The 24,909-nt window shown below is 60.7% G+C and carries 19 protein-coding genes; 13 read left to right on the forward strand and 6 right to left on the reverse strand.

Annotated features, from left to right (window positions below):
• Positions 1 to 52 precede the first annotated feature (52 nt).
• Both choW and choV read left to right on the forward strand, forming a co-directional pair.
• Complete coding sequence (gene choW / locus ACGJAX_RS04065; RefSeq protein ID WP_090325888.1) at positions 53 to 898, forward strand: choline ABC transporter permease subunit; 846 nt, start codon at positions 53 to 55, stop codon at positions 896 to 898.
• A complete protein-coding gene (gene choV / locus ACGJAX_RS04070) occupies positions 895 to 2,073 on the forward strand; it encodes a choline ABC transporter ATP-binding protein (protein ID WP_090325891.1) in 1,179 nt (392 codons plus the stop codon). Before choW ends, choV begins: the two co-directional genes overlap by 4 nt.
• 268 nt (positions 2,074 to 2,341) lie before the next feature.
• Here the strand turns inward: choV and ACGJAX_RS04075 are convergent, their stop codons facing one another.
• Complete coding sequence (locus tag ACGJAX_RS04075; protein ID WP_245706755.1) at positions 2,342 to 4,282, reverse strand: BCCT family transporter; 1,941 nt, start codon at positions 4,280 to 4,282, stop codon at positions 2,342 to 2,344.
• 378 nt (positions 4,283 to 4,660) lie between these two features.
• Here ACGJAX_RS04075 and betI point away from each other — a divergent pair, with 378 nt between their 5' ends.
• The 9 genes from betI to yccS all read left to right on the forward strand — a co-directional run bounded on the left by betI (position 4,661) and on the right by yccS (position 18,577).
• The gene (gene betI / locus ACGJAX_RS04080; protein ID WP_090325896.1) at positions 4,661 to 5,254 is read left to right on the forward strand and encodes a transcriptional regulator BetI; all 594 of its coding nucleotides are present in this window, start codon (positions 4,661 to 4,663) and stop codon (positions 5,252 to 5,254) included.
• Between the two features lie 107 nt (positions 5,255 to 5,361).
• Entirely contained in the window at positions 5,362 to 6,834 is a 1,473-nt protein-coding gene (gene betB / locus ACGJAX_RS04085; RefSeq protein ID WP_090325899.1) for a betaine-aldehyde dehydrogenase, read from the forward strand.
• Positions 6,835 to 7,014: 180 nt separating this feature from the next.
• Positions 7,015 to 8,715, forward strand: a complete 1,701-nt coding sequence (gene betA, locus ACGJAX_RS04090; RefSeq protein ID WP_390957481.1) for a choline dehydrogenase — start codon at positions 7,015 to 7,017, stop codon at positions 8,713 to 8,715.
• A gap of 266 nt (positions 8,716 to 8,981) precedes the next feature.
• Positions 8,982 to 10,424: a metallopeptidase TldD-related protein gene (locus ACGJAX_RS04095; RefSeq protein ID WP_390957483.1), complete on the forward strand. Its 1,443-nt coding sequence runs from the start codon at positions 8,982 to 8,984 to the stop codon at positions 10,422 to 10,424.
• Positions 10,424 to 11,761, forward strand: a complete 1,338-nt coding sequence (locus ACGJAX_RS04100; protein ID WP_390957485.1) for a metallopeptidase TldD-related protein — start codon at positions 10,424 to 10,426, stop codon at positions 11,759 to 11,761. The genes ACGJAX_RS04095 and ACGJAX_RS04100 overlap by 1 nt, the downstream gene beginning before the upstream one ends.
• A 176-nt stretch (positions 11,762 to 11,937) precedes the next feature.
• The gene (mdtD, locus tag ACGJAX_RS04105) at positions 11,938 to 13,365 is read left to right on the forward strand and encodes a multidrug transporter subunit MdtD (protein ID WP_390957488.1); all 1,428 of its coding nucleotides are present in this window, start codon (positions 11,938 to 11,940) and stop codon (positions 13,363 to 13,365) included.
• Between the two features lie 105 nt (positions 13,366 to 13,470).
• A complete protein-coding gene (gene dbpA, locus ACGJAX_RS04110) occupies positions 13,471 to 14,808 on the forward strand; it encodes an ATP-dependent RNA helicase DbpA (RefSeq protein ID WP_231977978.1) in 1,338 nt (445 codons plus the stop codon).
• A 154-nt stretch (positions 14,809 to 14,962) separates the two neighbouring features.
• The gene (locus ACGJAX_RS04115) at positions 14,963 to 16,141 is read left to right on the forward strand and encodes an NAD(P)/FAD-dependent oxidoreductase (protein ID WP_248916686.1); all 1,179 of its coding nucleotides are present in this window, start codon (positions 14,963 to 14,965) and stop codon (positions 16,139 to 16,141) included.
• 252 nt (positions 16,142 to 16,393) lie between these two features.
• Positions 16,394 to 18,577 (forward strand): YccS family putative transporter, encoded by a 2,184-nt coding sequence (gene yccS / locus ACGJAX_RS04120; protein WP_090325914.1) that lies wholly within the window; start codon positions 16,394 to 16,396, stop codon positions 18,575 to 18,577.
• 245 nt (positions 18,578 to 18,822) lie between these two features.
• Here yccS and ACGJAX_RS04125 read toward each other — a convergent pair whose 3' ends face one another.
• Positions 18,823 to 19,560, reverse strand: coding sequence for a transporter substrate-binding domain-containing protein (locus tag ACGJAX_RS04125; RefSeq protein ID WP_390957490.1), 738 nt, complete (start codon positions 19,558 to 19,560; stop codon positions 18,823 to 18,825).
• Between the two features lie 254 nt (positions 19,561 to 19,814).
• Here ACGJAX_RS04125 and ACGJAX_RS04130 point away from each other — a divergent pair, with 254 nt between their 5' ends.
• The gene (locus ACGJAX_RS04130) at positions 19,815 to 20,267 is read left to right on the forward strand and encodes a GNAT family N-acetyltransferase (protein ID WP_247254486.1); all 453 of its coding nucleotides are present in this window, start codon (positions 19,815 to 19,817) and stop codon (positions 20,265 to 20,267) included.
• A 105-nt stretch (positions 20,268 to 20,372) separates the two neighbouring features.
• Here the strand turns inward: ACGJAX_RS04130 and ACGJAX_RS04135 are convergent, their stop codons facing one another.
• Genes ACGJAX_RS04135 through ACGJAX_RS04145 form a run of 3 tightly spaced genes read right to left on the reverse strand, consistent with a single transcriptional unit; the run spans position 20,373 to position 23,347 of the window.
• Positions 20,373 to 20,669 carry a helix-turn-helix domain-containing protein gene (locus tag ACGJAX_RS04135; RefSeq protein ID WP_007894945.1) on the reverse strand — a complete coding sequence of 99 codons (297 nt, stop codon included), beginning with the start codon at positions 20,667 to 20,669 and terminating at the stop codon, positions 20,373 to 20,375.
• 17 nt (positions 20,670 to 20,686) lie between these two features.
• Entirely contained in the window at positions 20,687 to 21,178 is a 492-nt protein-coding gene (locus ACGJAX_RS04140) for a M48 family metallopeptidase (protein WP_248916684.1), read from the reverse strand.
• A gap of 45 nt (positions 21,179 to 21,223) precedes the next feature.
• Positions 21,224 to 23,347, reverse strand: coding sequence for an EAL domain-containing protein (locus ACGJAX_RS04145; RefSeq protein ID WP_390957493.1), 2,124 nt, complete (start codon positions 23,345 to 23,347; stop codon positions 21,224 to 21,226).
• A gap of 323 nt (positions 23,348 to 23,670) precedes the next feature.
• On the opposite strand from ACGJAX_RS04145, the gene ACGJAX_RS04150 reads away from it, so the two are divergent.
• Positions 23,671 to 24,339 carry a polysaccharide lyase family 7 protein gene (locus ACGJAX_RS04150; protein ID WP_390957495.1) on the forward strand — a complete coding sequence of 223 codons (669 nt, stop codon included), beginning with the start codon at positions 23,671 to 23,673 and terminating at the stop codon, positions 24,337 to 24,339.
• A gap of 97 nt (positions 24,340 to 24,436) precedes the next feature.
• On the opposite strand, the gene ACGJAX_RS04155 is transcribed toward ACGJAX_RS04150, so the two are convergent.
• The gene (locus ACGJAX_RS04155; RefSeq protein WP_390957497.1) at positions 24,437 to 24,853 is read right to left on the reverse strand and encodes a hypothetical protein; all 417 of its coding nucleotides are present in this window, start codon (positions 24,851 to 24,853) and stop codon (positions 24,437 to 24,439) included.
• Between the last annotated feature and the right edge of the window lie 56 nt (positions 24,854 to 24,909).

Genomic DNA, 24,909 nt, shown 5'->3' on the forward strand with positions numbered 1-24,909 from the left:
CGGGCTAGCCCGCCCGGGCTGTTTATTTCCTTGCATGCGGACGTTCACTACCATGCTGATTGATCAGAAAATCCCCTTAGGCCAGTACATCGCGGGCTTCGTTGAATGGCTGACGAAACACGGCGCCAGCACCTTCGACGCAATCGCCGTGACACTGGAAACGATGATCCACGGCGTGACATTTGCGCTGACCTGGTTCAACCCGCTGGCATTGATCGGCCTGATTGCACTACTGGCACACTTCATCCAGCGCAAATGGGGCCTGACCGTATTCGTCATTGCCTCCTTTCTGCTGATCCTCAATCTGGGGTACTGGCAGGAAACCATGGAAACCCTCGCCCAGGTGATGTTCGCCACCCTGGTCTGCGTGGTCATCGGCGTCCCCCTGGGTATCGTCGCCGCGCACAAACCGATGTTCTACACGCTGATGCGTCCGGTACTCGATCTGATGCAGACCGTACCGACCTTCGTGTACCTCATTCCTACCCTGACCCTCTTCGGTCTGGGTGTGGTCCCGGGTCTGATTTCGACGGTGGTGTTCGCGATTGCCGCGCCCATCCGCCTGACCTACCTGGGTATCCGCGATGTTCCGGAAGAATTGATGGACGCCGGCAAGGCCTTTGGCTGCTCGCGACGTCAACTGCTCTCGCGAATCGAATTGCCCCACGCCATGCCAAGCATCGCGGCCGGTATCACCCAGTGCATCATGCTGTCGTTGTCGATGGTGGTGATCGCGGCACTGGTGGGCGCCGATGGCCTGGGCAAACCGGTGGTCAACGCACTGAATACCGCTGATATCGCCCTGGGCTTCGAAGCCGGCCTGGCGATCGTACTGCTGGCGATCATGCTCGACCGTATCTGCAAACAACCCGAAGCCAAAGTAGGGGGTGACGCATGAGCATTATTCGCTTCGATAACGTCGACGTTATCTTCTCCAAGGATCCACGCGAGGCACTCAAGCTGCTGGATCAAGGCATGACCCGCAACGAGATCCTGAAAAAGACCGGGCAGATCGTGGGGGTCGAAAAGGCCAGCCTGGACATCGAAAAAGGTGAAATCTGCGTACTGATGGGCCTGTCCGGCTCCGGCAAGTCCAGTCTGTTGCGCTGCATCAACGGCCTCAACACCGTCAGCCGCGGCAAGCTGTTCGTCGAGCATGAAGGCAAGCAGATCGACATTGCGTCCTGTACCCCGGCGGAACTGAAAATGATGCGCACCAAGCGCATCGCGATGGTGTTCCAGAAGTTCGCCCTGATGCCTTGGCTGACGGTGCGCGAGAACATCAGCTTCGGCCTCGAAATGCAGGGTCGTCCCGAGAAGGAACGACGCAAGCTGGTGGACGAAAAGCTTGAGCTGGTGGGCCTGACCCAGTGGCGCAACAAGAAACCCAACGAGCTGTCCGGTGGCATGCAACAACGCGTGGGCCTGGCCCGCGCCCTGGCGATGGACGCCGACATTCTGCTGATGGACGAACCGTTCTCGGCCCTCGACCCGCTGATCCGCCAAGGCCTGCAGGACGAACTGCTGGAACTGCAACGCAAGCTGAGCAAAACCATCGTGTTCGTGAGCCACGACCTCGATGAAGCCCTGAAGCTCGGTAGCCGTATCGCGATCATGAAAGACGGCCGGATCATCCAGTACAGCGTGCCGGAAGAGATCGTGCTGAACCCGGCGGATGACTACGTGCGGACCTTCGTGGCCCACACCAACCCGCTGAACGTGCTGTGCGGTCGCAGCCTGATGCGCACCCTGGACAACTGCAAGCGCATCAACGGTTCGGTGTGCCTCGATCCGGGCGGCGACTCCTGGCTGGACCTGGCCGAAGGCAACACCATCAAGGGTGCACGCCAGAACGGCTCGGTTCTGGACCTGCAGAACTGGGTACCGGGTCAGGCGGTTGAAGGGTTGGGTCGTCGACCAACGCTGGTGGATTCGAACATCGGCATGCGCGATGCGCTGCAGATTCGTTATCAGACCGGCAACAAGCTGGTGCTGCACGACAACAACCATGTGGTCGGGATTCTCGGCGACAGCGAGCTGTACCACGCGCTGCTCGGCAAGAACCTGGGATAAGGCAACAGACACAAAAACGCCGCGAGAGAATCGCGGCGTTTTTGTTGGTGCACATAAAAGACTTGGAATACTGACACCTGTGGCGAGGGAGCTTGCTCCCGCTGGGCTGCGAAGCGGCCCCAAACCGGACACCGCTGCGATTCAGGCAGAACGCGCTATCCGGATTTACGACTGCTTCGCAGCCGAGCGGGACGGTGCGGCGTTCCGACAAGCTCCCTCCCCACAATGGTTCTGCAGTACATCTGACTGCACTGCAAAACTTCAAGTCTTAGCTATACACCCGACCAAGGAGCTGCCGATGGCTTTCAAACTGATCGAGCACGTCACGGGTGATCTGATCCTGGGTGAAGCCCATCAAGTCGTAGTCCTGGCTGCCGTTGTGCAGGTACACCTCGGCACGGTAGTAACGCTGACGCGATTCATCGGACTGAGCCGACTCGGTTGGCGTGGCCAGGTAGCCGTCCAGGCTCACTTCGTAGACAAACGGGTTGCCCTCTTCCATCTCCACCCGTACGCCCATGCAACGCTTGGACTTGCCCAGCAGCGTCTGCACTTGCAGGCCCTGGGCACGCATTTGCGCCGTCGCATCCTGCAACGCCGGGCTCACATGCTTGTCCATGAAACGCTGCACGACAGACTGGCTCGGTTGCAGGTCCAGTTGCGTCAAACGCTCGCTGAAACCACGACGACCACGCGCCGCCAGCTCGGCTTGTTCCTGTTCGATCTGCACGTCCTGGCGCATGGCCTTGTGCAAGCCGAACATGAAGAACACCAGCACCACCGAAAACGGCAGGCCGGCCAGTACCACCATGGTTTGCATGGCCTCGAAGTTACCGGCAAACAGCAGACCGATGGTCACCAGGGTGATCACCACCGACCAGAAGATCCGCAACCAGTGCGGGGCGTCTTCGTCGACGTTACCGCCTTTGCACGAAAGGTTGGCCATCATCACCGCGCCGGAATCCGCCGGGGTCAGGAACAACACGAAACCGACAAAGATCGACACACCGATCACGACTTTCGACGCCGGGTAATGCTCCAGCAACTGGTAGATCGCCATGGACGGCTGTTCCAGCGCCGTCTTGCCGAGCTCCACCGCACCGTGGTTCATCACCAGGTCCAGCGCCGAGTTACCGAAAATCGACAGCCACGCCAGGGTGAAACCCAACGGAATCAGCAGTACGCCGGCCACCATCTCACGCACCGTGCGACCACGGGAGATACGCGCGACGAACATGCCCACGAATGGTGCCCAGGAAATCCACCAGGCCCAGTAGAACAGGGTCCACAGGCCCAGCCAGCGGTCGGACTTCTCTGTGTCGCCTTCGTACACATAGAGGTCGAAGGTTTTCAGCACCACGCCGTTCAGGTAATCACCGACGTTCTGCACAAAACCATTGAGCAAGTGCAGGGTCGGGCCGAACAGCAGCACGAAAATCAGCAGGCCGCTGAACAGCACGATGTTCAGGTTGGACAGGCGACGGATGCCGTTTTCCACGCCCGACACCGCAGCAATGGTCGCCACCGTGCTCATCACGATGATCACGATCAGCAGGTTGGTGTTGCTGTGTTCCATGCCGAACAGGTTTTCAAGGCCCGACGACACCTGCAGCGAGCCAATCCCCAGGTTGGTCACCAGACCCAACAGGGTCACGAACATGCCAAAGCCGTCCACCGCATGACCGGCCGCACCCTTGACCCAACGCTCGCCCACCAGCGGATACAACGCCGAACGCAACGCCAGTGGCTGGTTATGCCGATAGGCAAAGTACGCCACGGCCAGGCCGACCAGCGCATAGATCGCCCAGCCGTGCAGGCCCCAGTGCAGGAACGTCAGCTGAACCGCCTGACGCGCGGCGAGGTTGCTGCCCGCCACGCCTTCCGGTGGGTTGAAATAATGGTCCAGCGGCTCGGAAGCGCCGAAGTACAACAGCGAAATGCCGATGCCCGACGAGAACAGCATCCCCGCCCAGGCGCCGTAGCTGAAGTCCGGGGTGTCGTCCTTGCTGCCGAGCTTGAGCTTGCCGTAGGACGAAAACGCCAGGCCAACGACAAAAATCAGGTAGGCGGCGATCACCACCATGTAGTACCAGCCGAAGCTGCGGGACAACCAGGCCTGCGCCGTACCGAGCATTCTGCCGGCCTCTTGCGGGGCGATGATCAGAATGGCGGTCAACAACAGAATCAACGCGGTAGAGGTGTAGAACACCCAACCGTTGACCGTCACCTTCTCGGGTGGGGTCTTTATTAGCGAGGCAGAACTCATGGCACAGATGCTCCGGGCAGTGCGAGAGAAGAACGCAAGGCAGTGTGTTACCCGACCAATCGGTTAGTGGGCAGCCGACCAGTGGGTGATATAAAGACACGCCGAAAAAGCCCGAAGCCCTGCAGACGCCAGCGCGTACAGGATTCGAGCGTTTTCGGATGTCGGTTTGACGCCATTTACATGTAGGAAAAATCTGTAAGCAGCGACGAATTGTCGCAGATCTTATTCTTTGTTGATTGAACGTTCAATCAAAACAAAATAGACTGGCCTCAGCCCGGTGGTCGTTCTTCGTCCGCCGGAAGGCCTAAGGAGATGTGCAAGATGCCCAAGGTCGGTATGCAACCCATCCGCCGCCAGCAGTTGATCGAAGCCACTTTGCAGGCCGTCGATCAGGTCGGTATGGGGGACGCCAGCATTGCGCTGATCGCCCGTTTGGCCGGTGTCTCGAATGGCATCATCAGTCACTACTTTCAGGACAAGAACGGCCTGATCGCCGCCACGATGCGGTATCTGATGAGCGTCCTGAGCGAGAACGTCACCCTGCGCCGCCAAGCGCTGGCAGATGACAGCCCCCGGGCACATCTGCAGGTGATCATCGAAGGCAACTTCGACGCCAGCCAGGTCAATGGCCCGGCAATGAAAACCTGGCTGGCCTTCTGGGCCACCAGCATGCACCAGCCGTCTTTGCACAGGTTGCAGCGGATCAACGATCACCGTCTGTATTCCAACCTGTGCTGCCAGTTCCGCCGTGTGTTGCCGCTCGATCAAGCGCGCAGCGCCGCCCGTGGCCTGGCAGCCCTCATTGACGGGTTGTGGTTGCGCGGCGCGTTGTCGGGAGACGCTTTCGACACCGAGCAGGCGCAACAGATCGCTTACGAATACATGGATATCCAATTGGCCAAGCAGGTGAGTTAGAGCACACATAACCGCTCGACCCCTGAACCGCCACCGACCAGCGACGCCAAGGCTCCACGGCACGCCCGGTGGTTAACGCCAACCACTTATGCTCTTGCGAGGACTATATGGCCCGTTTCGAACTGCAAAAACTCTACATCGATGGCGCGTACTCCGACGCCAGCAGCGACGCCACTTTCGAAGCCATCAACCCGGCTAACGGTGAAGTCCTCGCAACCGTACAGCGCGCAACCAAGGAAGACGTCGAGCGCGCCGTGGTCAGCGCTGAAAAGGGTCAGAAAATCTGGGCGGCAATGACCGCGATGGAGCGTTCGCGCATCCTGCGTCGCGCCGTGGAAATCCTGCGTGAGCGCAATGACGAGCTGGCCGCCCTGGAAACCCTGGACACCGGCAAGGCATATTCCGAAACCCGTTACGTCGACATCGTCACCGGCGCTGACGTGCTGGAGTACTACGCCGGCCTGGTGCCTGCCATCGAAGGCGAGCAGATCCCGCTGCGCACCACTTCGTTCGTCTACACCCGTCGCGAGCCGCTGGGCGTCGTGGCCGGTATCGGCGCGTGGAACTACCCGATTCAGATCGCCCTGTGGAAATCCGCGCCAGCCCTGGCGGCCGGTAACGCGATGATCTTCAAGCCAAGCGAAGTCACGTCCCTGACGACCCTGAAACTGGCCGAGATCTACACCGAGGCAGGCGTTCCGGCTGGCGTATTCAACGTCCTGACCGGCAGCGGCCGCGAAGTCGGCACCTGGCTGACCGAGCACCCGCGCATCGAAAAAGTTTCGTTCACCGGCGGCACCGACACCGGCAAGAAAGTCATGGCCAGCGCTTCGAGCTCTTCGCTCAAGGACGTGACCATGGAGCTGGGCGGCAAATCCCCGCTGATCATCTGCGACGACGCCGACCTCGATCGCGCCGCCGACACCGCAATGATGGCCAACTTCTACAGTTCCGGTCAGGTCTGCACCAACGGTACTCGCGTATTCGTGCCGAGCCACCTCAAAGCCGCCTTCGAAGCCAAGATCGTTGAGCGCGTTGCGCGCATTCGCGTCGGCAATCCGCAAGACGAAAACACCAACTTCGGCCCGCTGGTCAGCTTCGCCCACATGGAAAGCGTGCTGGGCTACATCGCCAAGGGCAAGGAAGAAGGTGCCCGCCTGCTGTGCGGCGGCGAGCGTCTGACCGACGGCGAATTCGCCAAGGGCGCGTTCGTCGCGCCGACCGTGTTCACTGACTGCACCGACGACATGACCATCGTCCGTGAAGAAATCTTTGGCCCGGTGATGGCGATCCTCACCTACGAAACCGAAGAAGAAGTGATCCGTCGCGCCAACGACACCGACTTCGGCCTGGCCGCCGGTATCGTCACCCGCGACCTGAACCGCGCCCACCGCGTGATTCATCAACTGGAAGCCGGTATCTGCTGGATCAACGCCTGGGGCGAATCCGACGCCAAGATGCCGGTTGGCGGCTACAAGCAGTCGGGTGTGGGTCGTGAGAACGGCATCAGCTCGCTGAACAACTTCACCCGCATCAAATCGGTACAGGTCGAGCTGGGCGATTACGTCTCGGTGTTCTAAGACCCGAGTCCTGTATTGCTTGCCGGGCCGTCATCGCTGGCAAGCCAGCTCCCACAGGTTTGGTGTCGCCCACCAAATCTGTGGCAGCCCCCAATCCTTGTGGGAGCTGGCTTGCCAGCGATTCGAGTGCGCAGCACTCGCCTGGGTCCGACCTGACCACATCTAAAGAGGGTGCATTCAATGTCCCAAGAATTCGATTACATCATCATCGGTGCCGGCTCGGCCGGTAACACCCTGGCGACCCGTCTGACTGAAGACGAAGGCGTCACTGTCCTGCTGCTCGAAGCGGGCGGCCCGGACTACCGTTCCGACTTCCGCACGCAGATGCCGGCCGCCCTGGCGTTCCCGCTGCAAGGCCGTCGCTACAACTGGGCCTACGAAACCGATCCGGAACCCTACATGGACGGTCGTCGCATGGAGTGCGGGCGCGGCAAGGGCCTGGGCGGTTCTTCGCTGATCAACGGCATGTGCTACATCCGCGGCAACGCCATGGACTACGACGGCTGGGCCAAACTGCCAGGCCTGGAAGACTGGACCTACCTGGACTGCCTGCCGTATTTCCGCAAAGCCGAAACCCGCGACATCGGCCCCAACGATTACCACGGTGGCGACGGCCCGGTCAGCGTGACCACGCCCAAAGCCGGCAACAACCCGCTGTTCCACGCCATGGTTGAAGCCGGCGTGCAGGCCGGTTACCCACGCACCGAAGACTTGAACGGCTACCAGCAGGAAGGTTTCGGCCCGATGGACCGTACCGTGACGCCGAAAGGTCGTCGCGCCAGTACCGCGCGCGGCTACCTGGACATCGCCAAGAGGCGTTCGACCCTGACCATCGTCACCCACGCCCTGACCGACAAGATCCTGTTCGAAGGCAAGCGTGCGGTCGGCGTGCGTTACCTGGTCGGCGCCGCCGAAGAGCGCGTCGAGGTCAAGGCGCGCAAGGAAGTGCTGCTGTGCTCCGGCGCCATCGCCTCGCCGCAGATCCTGCAACGCTCCGGTGTCGGCCCGGCCGCACTGCTGAAAAAGCTCGATATTCCGGTGGTCCACGACCTGCCGGGCGTCGGTGAAAACCTGCAGGACCACCTGGAGCTGTACCTGCAATACGCGTGCACCCAACCGGTCTCGCTGTACCCGTCGCTGCTGTGGTGGAACCAGCCGGCCATTGGTGCCGAATGGCTGTTCAACGGCACCGGCATCGGCGCCAGCAACCAGTTCGAAGCCGGTGGTTTCATCCGCACCCGTCCGGAATTCGAGTGGCCGAACATCCAGTACCACTTCCTGCCGGTAGCGATTAACTACAACGGCAGCAACGGTGTGAAAGAGCACGGCTTCCAGGCGCACATGGGCTCCATGCGTTCGCCGAGCCGTGGTCGCATCCAGGCCAAGTCCAAGGACCCACGCCAGCACCCGAGCATCCTGTTCAACTACATGGCCACCGAGCAGGACTGGCAGGAATTCCGCGACGGCATCCGCCTGACCCGCGAAATCATGCAACAGCCGGCACTGGACGCCTTCCGTGGCCGCGAAATCAGCCCCGGCATCGAGGTGCAAACCGACGAGCAACTGGACAAGTTCATCCGCGAGCACGCCGAAACCGCGTTCCACCCATCCTGCTCGTGCAAGATGGGCACCGACGAGATGGCCGTGGTCGATGGCGAAGGTCGCGTGCATGGCCTGCAGGGCCTGCGTGTGGTCGATGCTTCGATCATGCCGATCATCACCACCGGCAACCTCAACGCACCAACGATCATGATCGCCGAGAAAATCGCCGACAAAATCCGCGGTCGCAAGCCGCTGCCGCGCAGCAAGGCTGCCTACTACGTGGCCGGCGATGCGCCGGTCAAGGGCAAGCCGCTGCGTGAAGTAGGCCAGACGGCGTAAGGCGTAGAACTGCGCCGCTCCCATCGCGGGCAAGCCCGCTCCCACAAGGTTATGCGTCGATTTTGAAATCACGCGAATCCTGTGGGAGCGGGCTTGCCCGCGATGAGGCCGGGCAAACCAGTACATATTTTCCTGCCAGACACAGCAATCCCCTCCCGCACCGCTCCAACCTTGATCCCACCCCCCGCACGGGCCTACTCTAGCGCCACGCAAACGTTTCACCCTCCCCTCGCAACATCGATGCTCCACACCAAGGAGGTTCCCGAATGTTCGATTTCCATCCCCAGCTCAAGCAGCGTTTTGCTGCCTTGCGCACGGGCGCTGAATTCTTTTCCCTGCGTTATGTGCGCGAGTCCGGTCAGTACCTGTCGGTGCGAAAGAACGTCGCCGAACCGCCGAGCCTGAGCCGTGACGAAGGCGCGATGCTGACGGTGCGGGTCAACGGTGTCGAAGCCTATGCCGCCACCAACGACCTGTCGCAACAGGGCCTGCAAGCCGCCCTCGAACGTGCCGAACAGCAAGCTCGCCGCCTCAAGCCCCACGCCTTGCTGGACCTGCGCGAACATGCCGTGTCGAGTGCTTGCGCCGATTACTTTTCGCCGAACCTCGACCAGCCGTTCCCGTCCCTGAGCGACTGCTACCAGTTGCTCGGCGACGAGTCCGCCGCCGTGCCCAAGGACGAGCGCCTGGTGAATTGGCAAGTGAGCATCGGCATCACCCACGTCGAGCAGATCTACCTCAACAGTGCCGGCGCCGAATTGCGTCAGGCTCAACGCTTCGTCTACCCCGGCCTCGACGTCACCGCCTACGACGGCAACGACAGCCAGACCCGCAGCCTCGGCCGCGAGAACTTCGGCCAACAAGGTGGCGCCGACGTCATCAGCCGTTGCGGCCTTGTCGGTGCCGGGCCGACCGTCGCCGACCAGGCGCTGCAATTGCTGCTGGCGCCGAACACGCCCCAAGGCCCGCGCGATCTGCTGCTGATGCCTGACCAGATGATGCTGCAGATCCATGAATCCATCGGCCACCCGCTGGAGCTGGATCGCATCCTCGGTGACGAACGCAATTACGCGGGCACCAGCTTCGTCAAAGCCGAAGACTTCGGCCGCCTGCAATACGGCTCGAAGCTGCTCAACGTGACCTTCGACCCGGACATCCCCGAACAGCTCGCCAGTTACGGCCATGACGACGATGGCAGCGCCGCCAGCAAACAGTTCCTGATCCGTGAAGGCCTGCTGCTGCGGCCATTGGGTGGCGCGTTGTCGCAATTCCGCGCCGGCATGGAAGGTGTCGCCAACAGCCGTGCCTGCGGCTGGAACCGCCCGCCGATCGACCGCATGGCCAACCTCAACATCGAGCCTGGCGATCAAGCGCTGGAACAACTTATCGGAAACATCGAGCACGGCATCTTGATGAGCACCAACCGCTCGTGGTCCATCGACGATGCACGCAACAAGTTCCAGTTCGGCTGCGAATGGGGCCAGTTGATTGAAAACGGCGAACTCAAGGGCGTGGTGAAAAACCCGAATTACCGGGCGATTTCCGCGCAGTTCTGGAAGAGCCTCAACGCTGTCGGCGATGCCAGCACCTTCGAGGTGCTCGGCACCCCCAACTGCGGCAAAGGCGAACCGAATCAGGTGATCCGCGTCGGCCATGCCTCGCCGGCCTGTGTGTTCAGCCATGTGGATGTGTTCGGAGGAGACGCCTGATGAGTCCATCGAAAACCCAGGCCGAGTCGTTCAAGGCATTGGTCGCCGGTTTGCGTGAAGCCCTGCGCGAACCGGAACAGTTCACCCTCAGTTATGCCGCCGAGTCGTCGGCTTTCGTCCGTTTCAACCACGCCAAGGTGCGCCAGTCCGGTCAGGTGCAGCAGGCGAGCATCGGTTTGAAATTGATCAACGAGGGTCGTCATGCGGATTTGCACATCACCCTGGCTGGCGACCCCGACGTCGACTTGCAGCGTCTGTCCGAAGGCCTGCAACAGCTGCGGGAAACCTTGCCGCTGCTGCCGCAGGACCCGTATCTGTTGCTGAACTACAACAGCTGGCAGAGCAAGAACGTGCAGGAGCATCCGCTGCCGGACACCGAGCAAGTGGTCGCTGAAATCGCTCATGCCGCGCAAGGCCTGGATCTGGTCGGTTTCTATGCCGCCGGTCCCATCAGCCGTGGCTTTGCCAGCTCCTCCGGCGCCTTCGGCTGGCATCAGGCCAACAGTTTCAATTTCGATTTCAGCCTGTTTCATGAAAACGGCCAGGCGGTGAAAGCCAGCTACGCCGGGCACGACTGGAGCAGCGAAGGCTTCGCCAGGCGCTTCCGGCAGGCCCGCGAGCAGCTTGAGTTCCTGGGCCGCCCCTTGCGCACCTTGGCGCCGGGCCAGTACCGCGCCTATCTTGCGCCAGCCGCATTGGAAGAGATCATGAGCATGCTCTGCTGGGGCGGTTTTTCGGCGCAGTCGATTGCCAGCAAAAACAGCCCGCTGCAGAAGCTCTACGGGGGCGACCAGGCGTTCAGCCCGCTGGTCTCGCTGGACGAAAAGGTCAGCGGCTCGTTGAGCCCGGCGTTCTCCGACGAAGGCTATCCGCGCAGTGATCTCAAGTTGATTGTCGAGGGCAAGGCCGGGGCGCAATTGGTGGGCTCTCGCAGTGCCGCCGAATATGGCCTGACCGCCAACGGCGCCAGCGGCGGCGAATCACCCAGTGCCTTGAACATGAAGGGCGGCGTGTTGCCTGAATCGGAAATCCTCAAGGAGCTGGGCACCGGCTTGTACATCAGCAACCTGTGGTACCTGAACTACTCGGACCAACCGGCGGCGCGCCTGACCGGCATGACCCGGTTTGCGACGTTCTGGGTCGAAAACGGCGAGATTCAGGCACCGGTCAGCACCATGCGTTTCGACGACAGCGCCTTCAGCCTGCTCGGTTCGCAGTTGGAGGCGTTGACCCAGGAACGCGAGATGCTGTTATCGGCCAGTACCTACAGCCAGCGGGCCACGGCTTCGGCGTTGTTGCCGGGGGCGCTGGTCAGCAAGCTTACCTTGACGCTGTAAACACAAAACCCTGTGGCGAGGGGGCTTGCCCCCGTTGGGCTGCGAAGCGGCCCCAAAACCGGCAAACGCACTTTCATCAGGAAGACCGCATTCGCTGGATTGACGACTGCTTCGCAGCCGAACGGGGGCAAGCCCCCTCGCCACAAGGACCGAGCACTTTCTGACTCAGAGGTCCCATGCCCAACCGCCCGCCTCTCGACGCTGTCACCGCCCGCTGGGTGCCGTGGGTCGTCGCCATTGCCTTTTTCATGCAGTCCCTCGACGGGACGATCCTCAACACCGCCCTGCCGGCCATGGCCGCAGACCTGGCCGAAGACCCGCTGCGCATGCAGGGTGTGATCATTGCCTACATGCTCACGGTCGCCTTGCTGATCCCGGCCTCGGGCTGGATCGCCGATCGCTTCGGCACCCGGAAAATCTTCTTCGGCGCGATCCTGCTGTTCAGCATCGGTTCATTGCTGTGCGCGCTGTCGACCAGCCTGACCCTGCTGATCGGCGCCCGGGTCATCCAGGGCCTGGGCGGCGCCCTGATGTTGCCGGTCGGGCGGTTGGTGGTGCTACGCGCCTACCCACGCTCCGAACTGGTGCGAATCATGGGTTTCATCACCATTCCCGGCCTGCTCGGCCCATTGATCGGCCCGACCATGGGCGGCTGGATGGTGCAATACCTGACGTGGCACTGGATTTTCCTCATCAACCTGCCGGTGGGGCTGATCGGCTGTTATGCCGTGTGGAAATTCATCCCGGACCTGCGCGGCAATGAGCGCACCCGTTTCGACAGCCTGGGTTTCCTGCTGTTCGGCGCGGCGATGATTCTGATCACCATCGCCATGGAAGGCCTGGGCGAACTGCACCTGCCGCACCTGCGGGTGATGTTGCTGCTGTTCGGCGGCATGGCTTGCCTGGCGGCCTACTGGCTACGTGCCGGACACATCGAAAACCCGCTGTTCGCGCCTTCACTGTTCAAGACCCGCACCTTTGCCGTCGGCATTCTCGGCAATCTGTTCGCCCGACTGGGCAGCGGCGCCCTGCCGTTTCTGGTGCCGTTGCTGCTGCAAGTGGCGCTGGGCTACTCACCGTCCCAGGCCGGGATGAGCATGCTGCCGCTGGCGGCTGCCGCGATGATCGCCAAGTGGGTGGCGCGCCCGCTGATCGAGCGTCTGGGCTACCGCATTGTGCTGACCGGCAACACCCTGGCCCTGGGCATCATGCTGGCGAGCATGGGCCTGGTCAGTGAACAGACGCCGTACTGGTTGCTGCTGTGCCTGCTGGCGGTCCTGGGTGCGATCAACTCCTTGCAGTTCACTGCCATGAACACCGTGACCCTGATCGACCTCGACGACGCCAGTGCCAGCAGCGGCAACAGCCTGCTGTCGGTGGTCGCGCAATTGTCCCTGAGCCTGGGCGTGGCCTGCGCCGGTGCGTTGCTTGGCGGCTTCACGGCGGAGATCGGAAATGACGGCGTGGAAACCGTGCTCGGCGCGTTCCAACTGACCTTTGTGACCGTCGGCATCATGGCGATGCTGGCCGCGACGATCTTCTCGCAGCTCTCAAGAGAAGACGGACGGCGCGTCAAACGTCCGGAAGAACACATCGAGCCTTAGGGCGAATGGCCATCGGGCTGGTACACTGCGCGACATTTTGTTTTGCAGGCCAGTCCCGTGACCACCATCGCCACCGCTTTTAATACTTTGCCGCTGTCCGCCGCCATGCTGGCTAACCTCGACTCCCTCGGTTATGCCCAGATGACGCCGATCCAGGCGCAAAGCTTGCCGGTGATCCTCAAGGGGATGGACCTGATCGCCCAGGCCAAGACCGGCAGCGGCAAGACCGCGGCCTTCGGTATCGGCCTGCTGAACCCGATCAATCCGCGCTACTTCGGTTGCCAGGCACTGATCCTGTGCCCGACGCGCGAGCTGGCCGACCAGGTCGCCAAGGAAATCCGTCGCCTGGCCCGTGCCGAAGACAACATCAAGGTCCTGACCCTGTGCGGCGGCGTGTCCCTCGGCCCGCAGATCGCTTCGCTGGAACACGGCGCGCACATCATCGTCGGCACGCCGGGGCGCATTCAGCAGCACCTGCGCAAAGGTTCGCTGGTGCTCCATGGCCTGAACACCCTGATCCTCGACGAAGCCGACCGCATGCTCGACATGGGTTTCTACGATTCCATCGAAGAAATCATCATGCAGGCCCCGGAACGTCGCCAGACCCTGCTGTTCTCCGCCACCTACCCGGTGGGCATCAAGCAATTGGCCTCGAAGTTCATGCGCAATCCGCAGCAAGTGAAGGCCGAGGCGTTCCACGATGACACGCAGATCGAGCAGCGCTTCTACGAAATCTCCCCGGAAGAGCGCATGAGCGCGGTGACCAAGGTGCTGGGCCACTTCCGTCCGGCGTCCTGCGTAGCCTTCTGCTTCACCAAGCAGCAGGTTCAGGAAACCGTCGATCACCTGACCGCCAAAGGCATTTCCGCCGTCGGCCTGCACGGCGATCTGGAACAGCGTGATCGCGATCAGGTCCTGGCGATGTTCGCCAACCGCAGTACTTCGGTACTGGTCGCCACCGACGTTGCAGCACGCGGCCTGGACATCGACTCGCTGGACATGGTGATCAACGTCGAGCTGGCCCGTGACTCGGAAATCCACATCCACCGCGTCGGCCGTACCGGTCGCGCCGGTGAGAAAGGCCTGGCGATCAGCCTGGTGGCGCCGTCCGAAGCCCAGCGCGCCCAAGCCATCGAACAGTTGCAAAAATCGCCGTTAACCTGGGATCAGGTGGACAACCTCACGTCCCAGGGCGGCGGTCCGCTGCTGCCACAGATGAGCACCCTGTGCATCGGCGCCGGCCGCAAGGACAAGGTACGCCCGGGCGACATTCTCGGCGCACTGACCGGCGATGCCGGTATTCCCGGCGCTCAGGTGGGCAAGATTGCGATTTTCGATTTCCAGGCCTATGTGGCGGTTGAACGCGGCATCGCCAAGCAAGCCCTGCAACGCCTGAACGACGGCAAGATCAAGGGCCGTTCGCTGCGCGTGCGTATTTTGTAACAACGAATCGCTCTCCCTGTGGGAGCGAGCCTGCTCGCGATGGACGATTGAGCACCGCTGGCGATCTGGCAGCCCGCGTAATCGTTGACGCCCATCGCGAGCAGGCTCGCTCCCACAGGTTGGTTTTGTGGTGACACATTTAGAGGACACCGTTTTGCGCTCTACCGAAGTCGTGATCATTGGCGCTGGCGCCGCAGGGTTGATGTGCGCGCTGACCGCCGCCGGGCGCGGGCGCAAGGTGCTGTTGCTCGACCACGCGAACAAGGCCGGCAAGAAAATCCTGATGTCGGGCGGCGGGCGCTGCAATTTCACCAACATGTACACAGAACCCGGCAATTTCCTTTCGCAGAACGCGCATTTTTGCAAATCCGCCCTGGCCCGCTACACCCAGTGGGATTTCATCGGCATGGTCGCCAAGCACGGCGTGCCGTACCACGAGAAAAAGCTCGGCCAGTTGTTCTGCGATAACAAATCCAGCGACATCCTCGAAATGCTGCTCAACGAGTGCGATCAGGTCGGCGTCAGCCTGCACCTGGACACCTCGATCCAGACCATCGAGAGGCTCGAAAAGGGCTACCTGCTGGACACCACGTTGGGCCAGGTCACCTGTGAATCCCTGGTGATCGCCACCGGCGGCCTGTCGATTCCGACCCTGGGCGCCACCGGTTTCGGCTATCAGGTGGCCAGGCAGTTCGGCCACGAATTGCTGCCAACCCGCGCCGGGCTGGTGCCGTTCACCATTACCGATCAGCTCAAGGAACTGTGCACCGAGCTGTCCGGCACTTCGGTCGATTGCCTGGTGAGCTGCAATGACCAGAGCTTCCGCGAGAACATCCTGTTCACTCACCGTGGCTTGAGCGGCCCGGCGATTCTGCAGATTTCTTCGTTCTGGGAGCCCGGCGACACGGTCGAGATCAACCTGATGCCCGACCATGACGTGCCGTCCTGGCTGCAACAGCAACAAGCCGAACGCCCCAACAGCGAGCTGAAAACCCTGCTCGGTGAAATCTTCACCAAGAAGATGGCCAACCTATTGGCGGACAACTGGTTCGTCTCCAAACCGATGAAGCAGTACACCCACGCTGAAATGGCTGCCATCGCCGAAAAACTGGCGTGCTGGAAAATCGTGCCGGCCGGCACCGAAGGCTACCGCACCGCCGAAGTGACCCTGGGTGGCGTCGATACCAACGAGGTCTCGTCCAAGACCATGGAATCGCTGAAAAGCCCAGGCCTGTACTTCATCGGCGAAGTGCTCGACGTAACCGGGCACCTGGGCGGTTTCAACTTCCAGTGGGCCTGGGCCTCCGGTTACGCTGCTGCGCAGTACGTCTGACCAATGTAAATACAATCCCTGTGGGAACTGGCTTGCCAGTGATGAGGCCGGTACATCCAACGTCTTTGTTGACTGTCAGGTCGCTATCGCTGGCAAGCCAGCGCCCGCAGGGTTGTATGTCAATCTCAAAGATCGCGGTCGGCACAGGATCTCAAAGGAACAGATTTTGCTGTCAGATGTGATCGGCGCCATTGCGTCGGCGTCATTACTGGCTCAATTTAGCGTCATCGCCTCGGAAGGCCCTCGCACTTCATGTCATCGACCTCGTTTCGTCAGTCTTTGCGGCGCCTTTGGGCGCTGGATAAATTCAGTTACAGCGTGCGGGTGTTCATCGCCCTGACCGGCACCATGGCGCTGTGTTGGTATCAGGATGAAATGGGGCTGCTGATCCCGCTGTTCCTGGGGATTATCGCCAGTGCCCTGGCCGAGACCGACGACAGCTGGCAAGGTCGACTCAACGCACTGGCGGTGACGCTGGTGTGTTTCCTGGTCGCCGCGCTGTCGGTTGAATTGCTGTTCCCCTACCCCATCATTTTCATCATTGCCTTCGCCCTGGCTGCGTTCTGCCTGACGATGCTCGGTGCCCTGGGCGAACGCTATGGCGCGATTGCCTCGGCGACGCTGATTCTCTCGGTCTACACCATGATCGGCGTCGACCAGCGCGGCGGCGCGGTCACCGATTTCTGGCACGAACCCGTGCTACTGGTGGCCGGTGCGGCCTGGTACGGTTTTCTGTCGGTGTTGTGGCAGGCGCTGTTTTCCAATCAGCCGGTGCAACAAAGCCTGGCGCGGTTGTTCCGTGAATTGGGTTTTTACCTGAAGTTGAAGTCATCGCTGTTCGAGCCGATCCGCCAGTTGGACGTGGAAGCACGGCGCCTGGAACTGGCCCAGCAAAACGGTCGCGTGGTCGCCGCGCTGAACGCCGCCAAGGAAATCATCCTGCATCGGGTCGGCAACGGTCGGCCGGGCTCGAAAGTCAGCCGTTACTTGAAGCTGTACTTTCTCGCCCAGGACATCCACGAACGCGCCAGCTCCTCGCACTACCCGTATAACGCACTGGCCGAGGCGTTTTTCCACAGTGACGTGCTGTTCCGCTGCCAACGCCTGCTGCGTCAGCAGGGCAAGGCCTGCCGGGCGCTGGCCGAATCGATCCAGATGCGCCAGCCGTTCATCTATGACGCAAGCTTCGCCGAAGCCCTGAGCGACCTGCACGCCTCCCTCGAACACCTGCGCATCCAGAGCAACCCGGCCTGGCGCGGTTTGCTGCGCTCGTTGCGGGCACTGGCGGCCAACCTCGCCACCCTTGACCGTTTGCTCAGCGACGCCAGCAACCCCGACGCCCTGGCCGACGCCACCGATAGCAGCCTGCTCGACCGTTCGCCACGCAACCTCAAGGATGTCTGGGTACGCCTGCGCACGCAGCTGACACCGACGTCCCTGCTGTTCCGCCACGCCCTGCGTTTGCCCCTGGCCCTGAGCGTCGGCTACGCGATGGTGCATTTGATCCACCCGTCCCAGGGCTACTGGATTATCCTGACCACGCTCTTTGTCTGTCAGCCGAACTACGGCGCGACCCGGCGCAAACTCGGTCAACGGATCATCGGCACCGCCATCGGCCTGACCCTGGCCTGGGCACTGTTCGACCTGTTCCCCAATCCGTTGATCCAGTCGTGCTTCGCGATTGCCGCCGGGGTGGTGTTCTTTACCAACCGCACCACCCGCTACACCGCAGCGACGGCGGCGATTACCTTGATGGTGCTGTTCTGTTTCAACCAGGTGGGCGACGGCTACGGATTGTTTCTGCCTCGGCTGCTCGACACCCTGCTCGGCGGGCTGATCGCCGGGCTCGCGGTGCTGCTGTTCCTGCCGGACTGGCAGGGTCGACGCCTGAACAAGGTGCTGGCCAATACCCTGACCTGCAACAGCATTTATCTGCGCCAGATCATGCAGCAATACGCCGCTGGCAAGAGCGACGACCTGGCGTATCGCCTGGCCCGGCGCAACGCGCACAACGCTGACGCGGCGCTGTCGACCACGCTGGCGAACATGCTGATGGAGCCGGGGCATTTCCGTAAGGAGGCCGATGTTGGCTTCCGCTTCCTGGTGCTCTCGCACACATTGCTCAGTTACCTGTCTGGACTGGGCGCACACCGGGAAACCCAACTGCCACCGGATGTTCGCGAGCAGTTGATCGAAGGCGCCGGCGTGAAGCTGGCCGCCAGCATCGACGAAATCGCCCAGGGGCTTGCCAGTAAAGCGGCGATTGCCATTCAGAGTGACGAGGAAGAAGCGCTGGCCAATACGCTTGAGCAGATGCCCGATGAGATCGATGAAGGCCAACGGCTGGTTCAGACACAACTGGCGTTGATCTGCCGGCAACTGGGGCCGCTAAGGACGCTGGCGGCGCATCTGATCAAGGATACGAGCGAGGATTGAGGGCTGCAGTGTCCTGACGGACGTCATCGCTGGCAAGCCAGCTCCCACAGGGAAATGAGGTAGACACAAATCCTATGTAACCCATAGGGAAATGGGTTGGACGCAAATCCTTTGTAACCCACCGGATACTGTGGGAGCTGGCCTGCTTCCACAGGGAATTGGGTTGGACACAAAACCTTTGTAACCCACCGGACACTGTGGGAGCTGGCTTGCCAGCGATGAGGCCATCAGCCCCGCCACAAAGCCTACATCCCATGCTGCTTCATCAACCGCTCATAACTGCCATCCGCCTTCATCGCCGCGATCTCGCGGTCGAAACCCGCGACGATCTGCTCATGCTGCGGGTTCTTCAGGCTGACCAGAATGTGCAGGCTGTTCTCGCTCAGGGGCTTGGGCAGGAACTCCACCGCGTTACGCACCTTGGCTGATTCACGGGCCAGGTAATAGCGGGCGACGTACTCGTCTTCCAGGGTCAGCTTGACCCTGTCGGCGGCGACCATCCGCACGGCCATGGCAAAGCTGTGTACCGGGACTTTCTGCAGGGATTCGTCTTCATCGAACGCCGCCGAATAGGCATAGCCACGCACGACCGCGATCGGGTAGGTGTGCAGTTGCTGCAGATTATTGAATTCGATCGGCGCGTCCTTGCGCTTGAGAAAGCGCACGCGATTGAGCAGGTACTCAGATGAAAACTGGCCGAGCTTTGTGCGCTCGTCGGTGTACCAGGCGTTGACCAGCACGTCGTAGCGTCCTTCGCCCACGCCCAACAGTGCGCGTGCCCAAGGCACCTGCTCGAAATCGCTGGCATAGCCGGCGCGCGCCAGGGCGGTGCTGACAATATCGGTGGCCAACCCACCATTGACCAGCGTGGCATCGGTAAACGGAGGCCAGGCATCCGCCACCAGTCGCAGCTTCTCCGCCGCGGCACTTTGAGTCAGCAACAGCAATCCAATCAAAGCAAAGGCTCGATGCAATCGCGGCATGCTAGAAAATCCTTAGCGGGCGGGCTGCCCGACGTGTTTTCAGCCAAACTCCAAGCCCCATACCGGCACGCCCAGGCACTAACGTTAGCTCATTGAAGCCACTGCACATCGCTTGATCCCAGATTACACAAAGAAGACAACCGCGCGAGAAATGAATGATGGCATTTTGGTCTTTGTCACAGATTTCTCCGCCTCCAAGACATCCAGCGTCGAGGCGCTTAGTATCTCAGGGACGTTTTCAGGGAATCAGGAACATGACAATCGATTGGGTCTGCAAACACCATAGCGATCTGGGCAAGGAACAGCTGTACGCCATTCTGCAATTGCGCGCAGAGGTATTTGTCGTCGAACAGAAATGCGTCTATCAGGATATCGATGGCCAGGACCTGGAAGGTGACACCTGCCATTTGATGGCGTGGGACGGCGATCGCCTGGTGGCCTATCTGCGCCTGCTGGACCCCGAGCTACAGGGCGGCGACGTGGTGATCGGGCGAGTGGTCATTGCTCCCGCTGCACGGGGCACCGGGCTGGGTCACGAGCTGATGGCCCAGGCGCTGAAGCAGGCCGAAAAGTACTGGCCCGAGATCCCGATCTACCTCTCTGCCCAGGCGCATTTGCAGGGGTACTACGGGCGGTACGGGTTTGTGGTGGCGGGTGAGGTGTATGTCGAGGATGGCATTCCACATATAGGCATGCGTCGCCAGTAAGGAACCCATCGCTGGCAAGCCAGCTCCCACAGTTTTTGCGAACGATACAAACCTTGTGGGAGCGTGGCTTGCCCGCGATGGCGTCATCACTGGCGCCACAAAATCTCAGGGATACTCCAGCACCGCCTTGATCTGCCGCAAATTACGCTCGATCCATCCCCGATCGATCGCTCCCCACTCGCGAATCCGATAGCGCCCAGCGTGATTGCGTGCGCCCTCTTCCTGCTCGAACTCGCAAACGATATCCAGGTCCGCCAACGCGGCGATGGTGTCCTGGGCCGTGCGTCGTGGCATCCCGGTGACCTCGGTCAATGCCGGGACGCTGCTGGCCAGTCCGCTGTCGATCAGATACGCCACATACAGGCGACGGTAGAAGCTGCTTTTGGTCTTGCTGACATCCATCTGACGATCCTTTTCTTTTATTGCATATCCCGCCAGGTCAGGTACACCCGCACATCGAACTCCACCTGGTGATAGCCCGGCAGCATGTGTTCGCACAGTTTGTAGAACGCCTTGTTGTGATCGGATTCCTTGAAGTGCGCCAACTCATGTACCACGATCATTTTCAGAAACTCGGAAGGCGCTTCCTTGAACAGCGAGGCGATGCGAATTTCCTTCTTGGCCTTGAGCTTGCCGCCCTGTATCCGGGAAATCGTTGTGTGCAGCCCCAGTGCCCGGTGAGTCAGGTCCAGACGGTTGTCGAACAACACCTTGTCGATGGCCGGTGCGTTGCGCAGGTATTCCTGCTTGAGGTCGAGCGCGTAGGTGTACAGCGCCTTATCGCTCTGCACGCCGTGTTTTTCCGGGTAACGCTGGCTCAGGTAGTCGCCCAGCCGATCGTCAGCGATCAACTGGCGTACCTGGTCCTGCAACGTGGCGGGATAAGCCTGGAGGTATTTCAACGCGGTCATCGGTGCGGCAACACAAGTGACGAAAAGGTCGCCAGTGTAGCGAATTCAGCGCGTCAGCGCGCTCCAGTCAAACGGCTGCGCAAAGTGGCCGGTGTCCTCGGCCATCATCGGACGCGATACCAGAAAGCCCTGCACATATTCGCAGCCATGGGCTTGCAGCCAGTCGTACTGCGCCATGGTTTCCACCCCTTCGGCAATCACCAGCATCCCGTACTGCTTGCACAGCTCAATGACATTGCGCACCAGCGCTGCATCCCGTGAAGAATCCGGTAGCCGGGCGATCAAATGGCGGTCAAGTTTGAGCGTATCCAGTTCCAGATCGCGCAAATGAGCCAGCGAACAGGGGCCGGAACCGAAGTCATCCAGCGCGACCCGGACCCCAAGATTACGCAGCAACCGCAGCTGTTTACGGGTTTCTTCCGGATGATGCATCAAGGCCTCTTCCGTCACCTCGACTTCCAGGTGACGCGCCTGCAAGCCATGTCGCTCCAGCACCTGGCGCAACTCGGTGACCAGATTGGGCATGGCAAATTGCGTGCTGCTCAAACTGACGCCCAGCACCAGATCCTCGGCAAACAGCGTTTCCCAGGCTTTGCGCTGCCCGGCACCGCGATGGTAAATCCAGCTGCCCAGCCGACTGATCAACCGCGCCTCTTCCAGCAACGGCAAAAACAGCCCTGGGGGCACATCGCCAACGCTGGGGTGCTGCCAGCGCAGCAACGCCTCGAAGCCACGAATCTGCCCGTCGGCGATGGACACCAGGGGTTGATACACCAGATTGAAATCGCGATTCTCGATGGCCGTGCGCACACTTTCTTCGAGCATCAGCCGCGAGCGTGCCCGTCCGTTCATTTCATGATCGTAAAAGCGATATTGTTGTCGCCCGGCGCGCTTGGCCTCGTACATGGCGATGTCGGAAGCCCGCAGCAACCCGTCCAGATTGGCACCGCAATCCGGGAATGTGGCGATGCCGATGCTCGCACCCAAGGCAATATCCAGACCGTCGATCTGCTGACAAATCGAAACCCGCTCGATCAGTTTTTCCGCGATCTTGGCCGCTTGCTCCGGGAATTCCAGGTCCAGAAACGCGGTGAATTCGTCGCCGCCCATGCGCGCCAGGATATCGAACGGCCGCAGGCAGGCCTTCAGTTGCTCGGACACCCAACGCAGCACCCGGTCGCCGGCATCGTGACCGAGGGAATCGTTGACTCGCTTGAAGCCATCGAGGTCCAGGTACAACAGCACCCAGGCACTGTCGGAGCGCTCGCCGCGCAGCAGCAGGTTCTCCACGGTCTGGTAAAAACCGCGCCGATTGAGCAGCCCGGTGAGCGGGTCGGTGACCGCCTGGGATTCCAGTTGCTGATGCAGGTGACGCACCACCGACATGTCCTGGATCGTCACCACCATCGCCCGCTGTTCGGCGGGCAACGGCGCGCAGGACAGGGCCACGGGCACCTGCTGTCCGGGCGCGGTACGCAACAGCGCATCGTGCAGACGCAAGGTTTCGCCGCGCCTGTACCCGGCCAACAGATCCGAATCGGCCCAGACCGGGACATGCGGTTTTTGCAGGAAATCCAGAAACTCCCGGCCTTGCAGTTCTTGCACCGGGGCCGTGAGCAGCCGCGAGATCGCCGGGTTGGCAAAGCCGATCCGGCCGTCTTCGCCAACCACCAGAATACCCTCGGCGGCGTTATCCAACACCGAGGCATTGAAGGCGCGAGCGACTTCCAGGTCATGGCTCAGGCGCTGCAATGCCCGGCGATTACGCTGGTGCTCCAGCAATGCCTGAACCTTGGGCTTGAGAATTTGCGGGTCGAACGGCTTGAACAGGTAATCCACCGCGCCACTGGCATAGCCCTTGATCACGGCATCCTGGGACTGTTCATTGGCCGTCAGGAAAATTATCGGTGTGAGGCAGGTTCGCTGACTGCCGCGCATCAGGCGCGCGACTTCAAAACCATCCATGCCCGGCATCTGCACATCCAGCAGCACCAGGTCGACATCGTGTTCCAGCAACAGGCTGAGGGCTTCGAAACCCGAAGCCGCGGTGATGACTTGCCAGTCCTGGCGCTGCAACAACGCGCGCATGCTGATCAGGTTTTCAGGGTAATCGTCGACGATTAATAAGGTTGAGCTGCCTTCGACTGGCTTCGGGTGGGCGCATTCCATGCTGCTTCTCTATATTCGGGACGTCAGGCCGGGCTCTTGTGAAAACCGGACAAATACTAAGCCTTCACTCTAGACCCGGATCCGGAAAATCAGAAGGTGTCAGAGCGCCATCATTTAACTGAAGGGTTCATTTGCCGACTAACGGTCGGCGCTACAGCCCGCTAAAACCGGGATAGATGGCATTTCGACAGGATGTTGACGCCAGCAAACCGCCGGACGGGCGTTAACAAAGAAGTCCTCTACGCTTATAAAGGCCGCCCAAAGGCGCGTGCTAGAGCGATTGGCACGCGCGTGCAGTAAAAAATTCGTGGAAGTTTCTGACTATGATCGACCTCGCAACCTGGAACCTCAGCGTTCCTGTCGGCAGCCCGCCATACACCGTTGAAACCTCCAAACTGGTGAACGGCTTCAAGGATCAATACTTCCATTCCGACACCGGCACGCTGTTCTTCTGGACCCCGGTGACCGGCTCGCGCACTGAAAATGCCATCTACCCACGCACCGAACTGCGAGAAACCTACAGCAATGGCACGCTGAAAAACTGGTACTACCCGGACGCCGACAACTCCCTGCGCGCCACCCTCGCGGTGAACCAGGTGCCCAGTTCGGGCAAGATCGTGATTGGCCAGATCCATGCCTATAAAAGCCAGAAGCCCTTGGTGAAGGTCGAGTACCAATACAAGACCTCGACCTTGAACGGCAATATCGTCGCCAAAGTGCGCATGCATCCCGATGACGATGAGGGCCGGGTGATCACCATCGCCACCGGTGTGAAACTCAATCAGCAGTTCTCCTACCTCATCCACCTCAGCCCTGGGGGCGCGCTTGGCATCAGCGCGGCGGGTTACCAGTGGGATACCAATATCAGCGCGACGTGGCGCGATAAACCGTTGTACTTCAAGGCTGGGGTGTATGTGCAGGACAACACCGGATATACCAGCGAGGGCGGGATGGTGACGTTCAGCAAGCTGGACATTGATCACGATAAATAACGGTCTTGTCTTTCAAGTCCCGAAACACCTGACGAGGCTGCAACAGAGTGACCCGGCGCGACCGAAAACCCGCCGGATCACTTGCTCGTCCTGAAGTCTAGCGAACGCACATCAGCATGAAACTCTTCGACGTCCCCACATCCTTTTCTGAACTGCCTGATACTTGGGTGATCACTTTCAACTTACGCGTCGTCGGCGTTCCAGCCAGTTTGGCTTGAGCGAATAACAAATCGTCGTATGACTCAACATCGGTAACTGATACAGAGCAGAACTCTGATGCTCGCTCAAATACGCCAGCCTTGAGGGATATTTCATATTCAGAAAAGTATCCCGGCCGGGGGTAATGTTTCACACCACTGATCCATTCGGGCGACTGCCTTATCACTGCACCTTTGCTATCAATGGAGGCCGTAAAAAAGCGGTCTGCCGCATGGGCGCCGGCCAAGCCAGCCCCCATGAACAACATCGATAAAACATAAAGACCTGATTGCTTGATATTTTTTCCAGAAAACATGCTCAAGTTCCTCTTCCATGAATAAACAAAATCGATGGCAATCCAGCCATCGACAA

This window comes from Pseudomonas moorei (assembly GCF_042846945.1).
Taxonomy (GTDB): domain Bacteria; phylum Pseudomonadota; class Gammaproteobacteria; order Pseudomonadales; family Pseudomonadaceae; genus Aquipseudomonas; species Aquipseudomonas moorei.

Bases quoted from the DNA above. Each gene is read 5' to 3' on its own strand.
- choW (WP_090325888.1), top strand. From the start codon at position 53: ATGCTGATTGATCAGAAAATCCCCTTAGGCCAGTACATCGCGGGCTTC.
- dbpA (WP_231977978.1), top strand. From the start codon at position 13,471: ATGCTGGCTAACCTCGACTCCCTCGGTTATGCCCAGATGACGCCGATC.
- ACGJAX_RS04125 (WP_390957490.1), bottom strand. From the start codon at position 19,560: ATGCCGCGATTGCATCGAGCCTTTGCTTTGATTGGATTGCTGTTGCTG.
- betB (WP_090325899.1), top strand. From the start codon at position 5,362: ATGGCCCGTTTCGAACTGCAAAAACTCTACATCGATGGCGCGTACTCC.
- yccS (WP_090325914.1), top strand. From the start codon at position 16,394: ATGTCATCGACCTCGTTTCGTCAGTCTTTGCGGCGCCTTTGGGCGCTG.
- ACGJAX_RS04155 (WP_390957497.1), bottom strand. From the start codon at position 24,853: ATGTTTTCTGGAAAAAATATCAAGCAATCAGGTCTTTATGTTTTATCG.
- mdtD (WP_390957488.1), top strand. From the start codon at position 11,938: ATGCCCAACCGCCCGCCTCTCGACGCTGTCACCGCCCGCTGGGTGCCG.
- ACGJAX_RS04150 (WP_390957495.1), top strand. From the start codon at position 23,671: ATGATCGACCTCGCAACCTGGAACCTCAGCGTTCCTGTCGGCAGCCCG.
- ACGJAX_RS04100 (WP_390957485.1), top strand. From the start codon at position 10,424: ATGAGTCCATCGAAAACCCAGGCCGAGTCGTTCAAGGCATTGGTCGCC.
- ACGJAX_RS04130 (WP_247254486.1), top strand. From the start codon at position 19,815: ATGACAATCGATTGGGTCTGCAAACACCATAGCGATCTGGGCAAGGAA.
- choV (WP_090325891.1), top strand. From the start codon at position 895: ATGAGCATTATTCGCTTCGATAACGTCGACGTTATCTTCTCCAAGGAT.
- betA (WP_390957481.1), top strand. From the start codon at position 7,015: ATGTCCCAAGAATTCGATTACATCATCATCGGTGCCGGCTCGGCCGGT.
- ACGJAX_RS04135 (WP_007894945.1), bottom strand. From the start codon at position 20,669: ATGGATGTCAGCAAGACCAAAAGCAGCTTCTACCGTCGCCTGTATGTG.
- ACGJAX_RS04145 (WP_390957493.1), bottom strand. From the start codon at position 23,347: ATGGAATGCGCCCACCCGAAGCCAGTCGAAGGCAGCTCAACCTTATTA.
- ACGJAX_RS04095 (WP_390957483.1), top strand. From the start codon at position 8,982: ATGTTCGATTTCCATCCCCAGCTCAAGCAGCGTTTTGCTGCCTTGCGC.
- ACGJAX_RS04140 (WP_248916684.1), bottom strand. From the start codon at position 21,178: ATGACCGCGTTGAAATACCTCCAGGCTTATCCCGCCACGTTGCAGGAC.
- betI (WP_090325896.1), top strand. From the start codon at position 4,661: ATGCCCAAGGTCGGTATGCAACCCATCCGCCGCCAGCAGTTGATCGAA.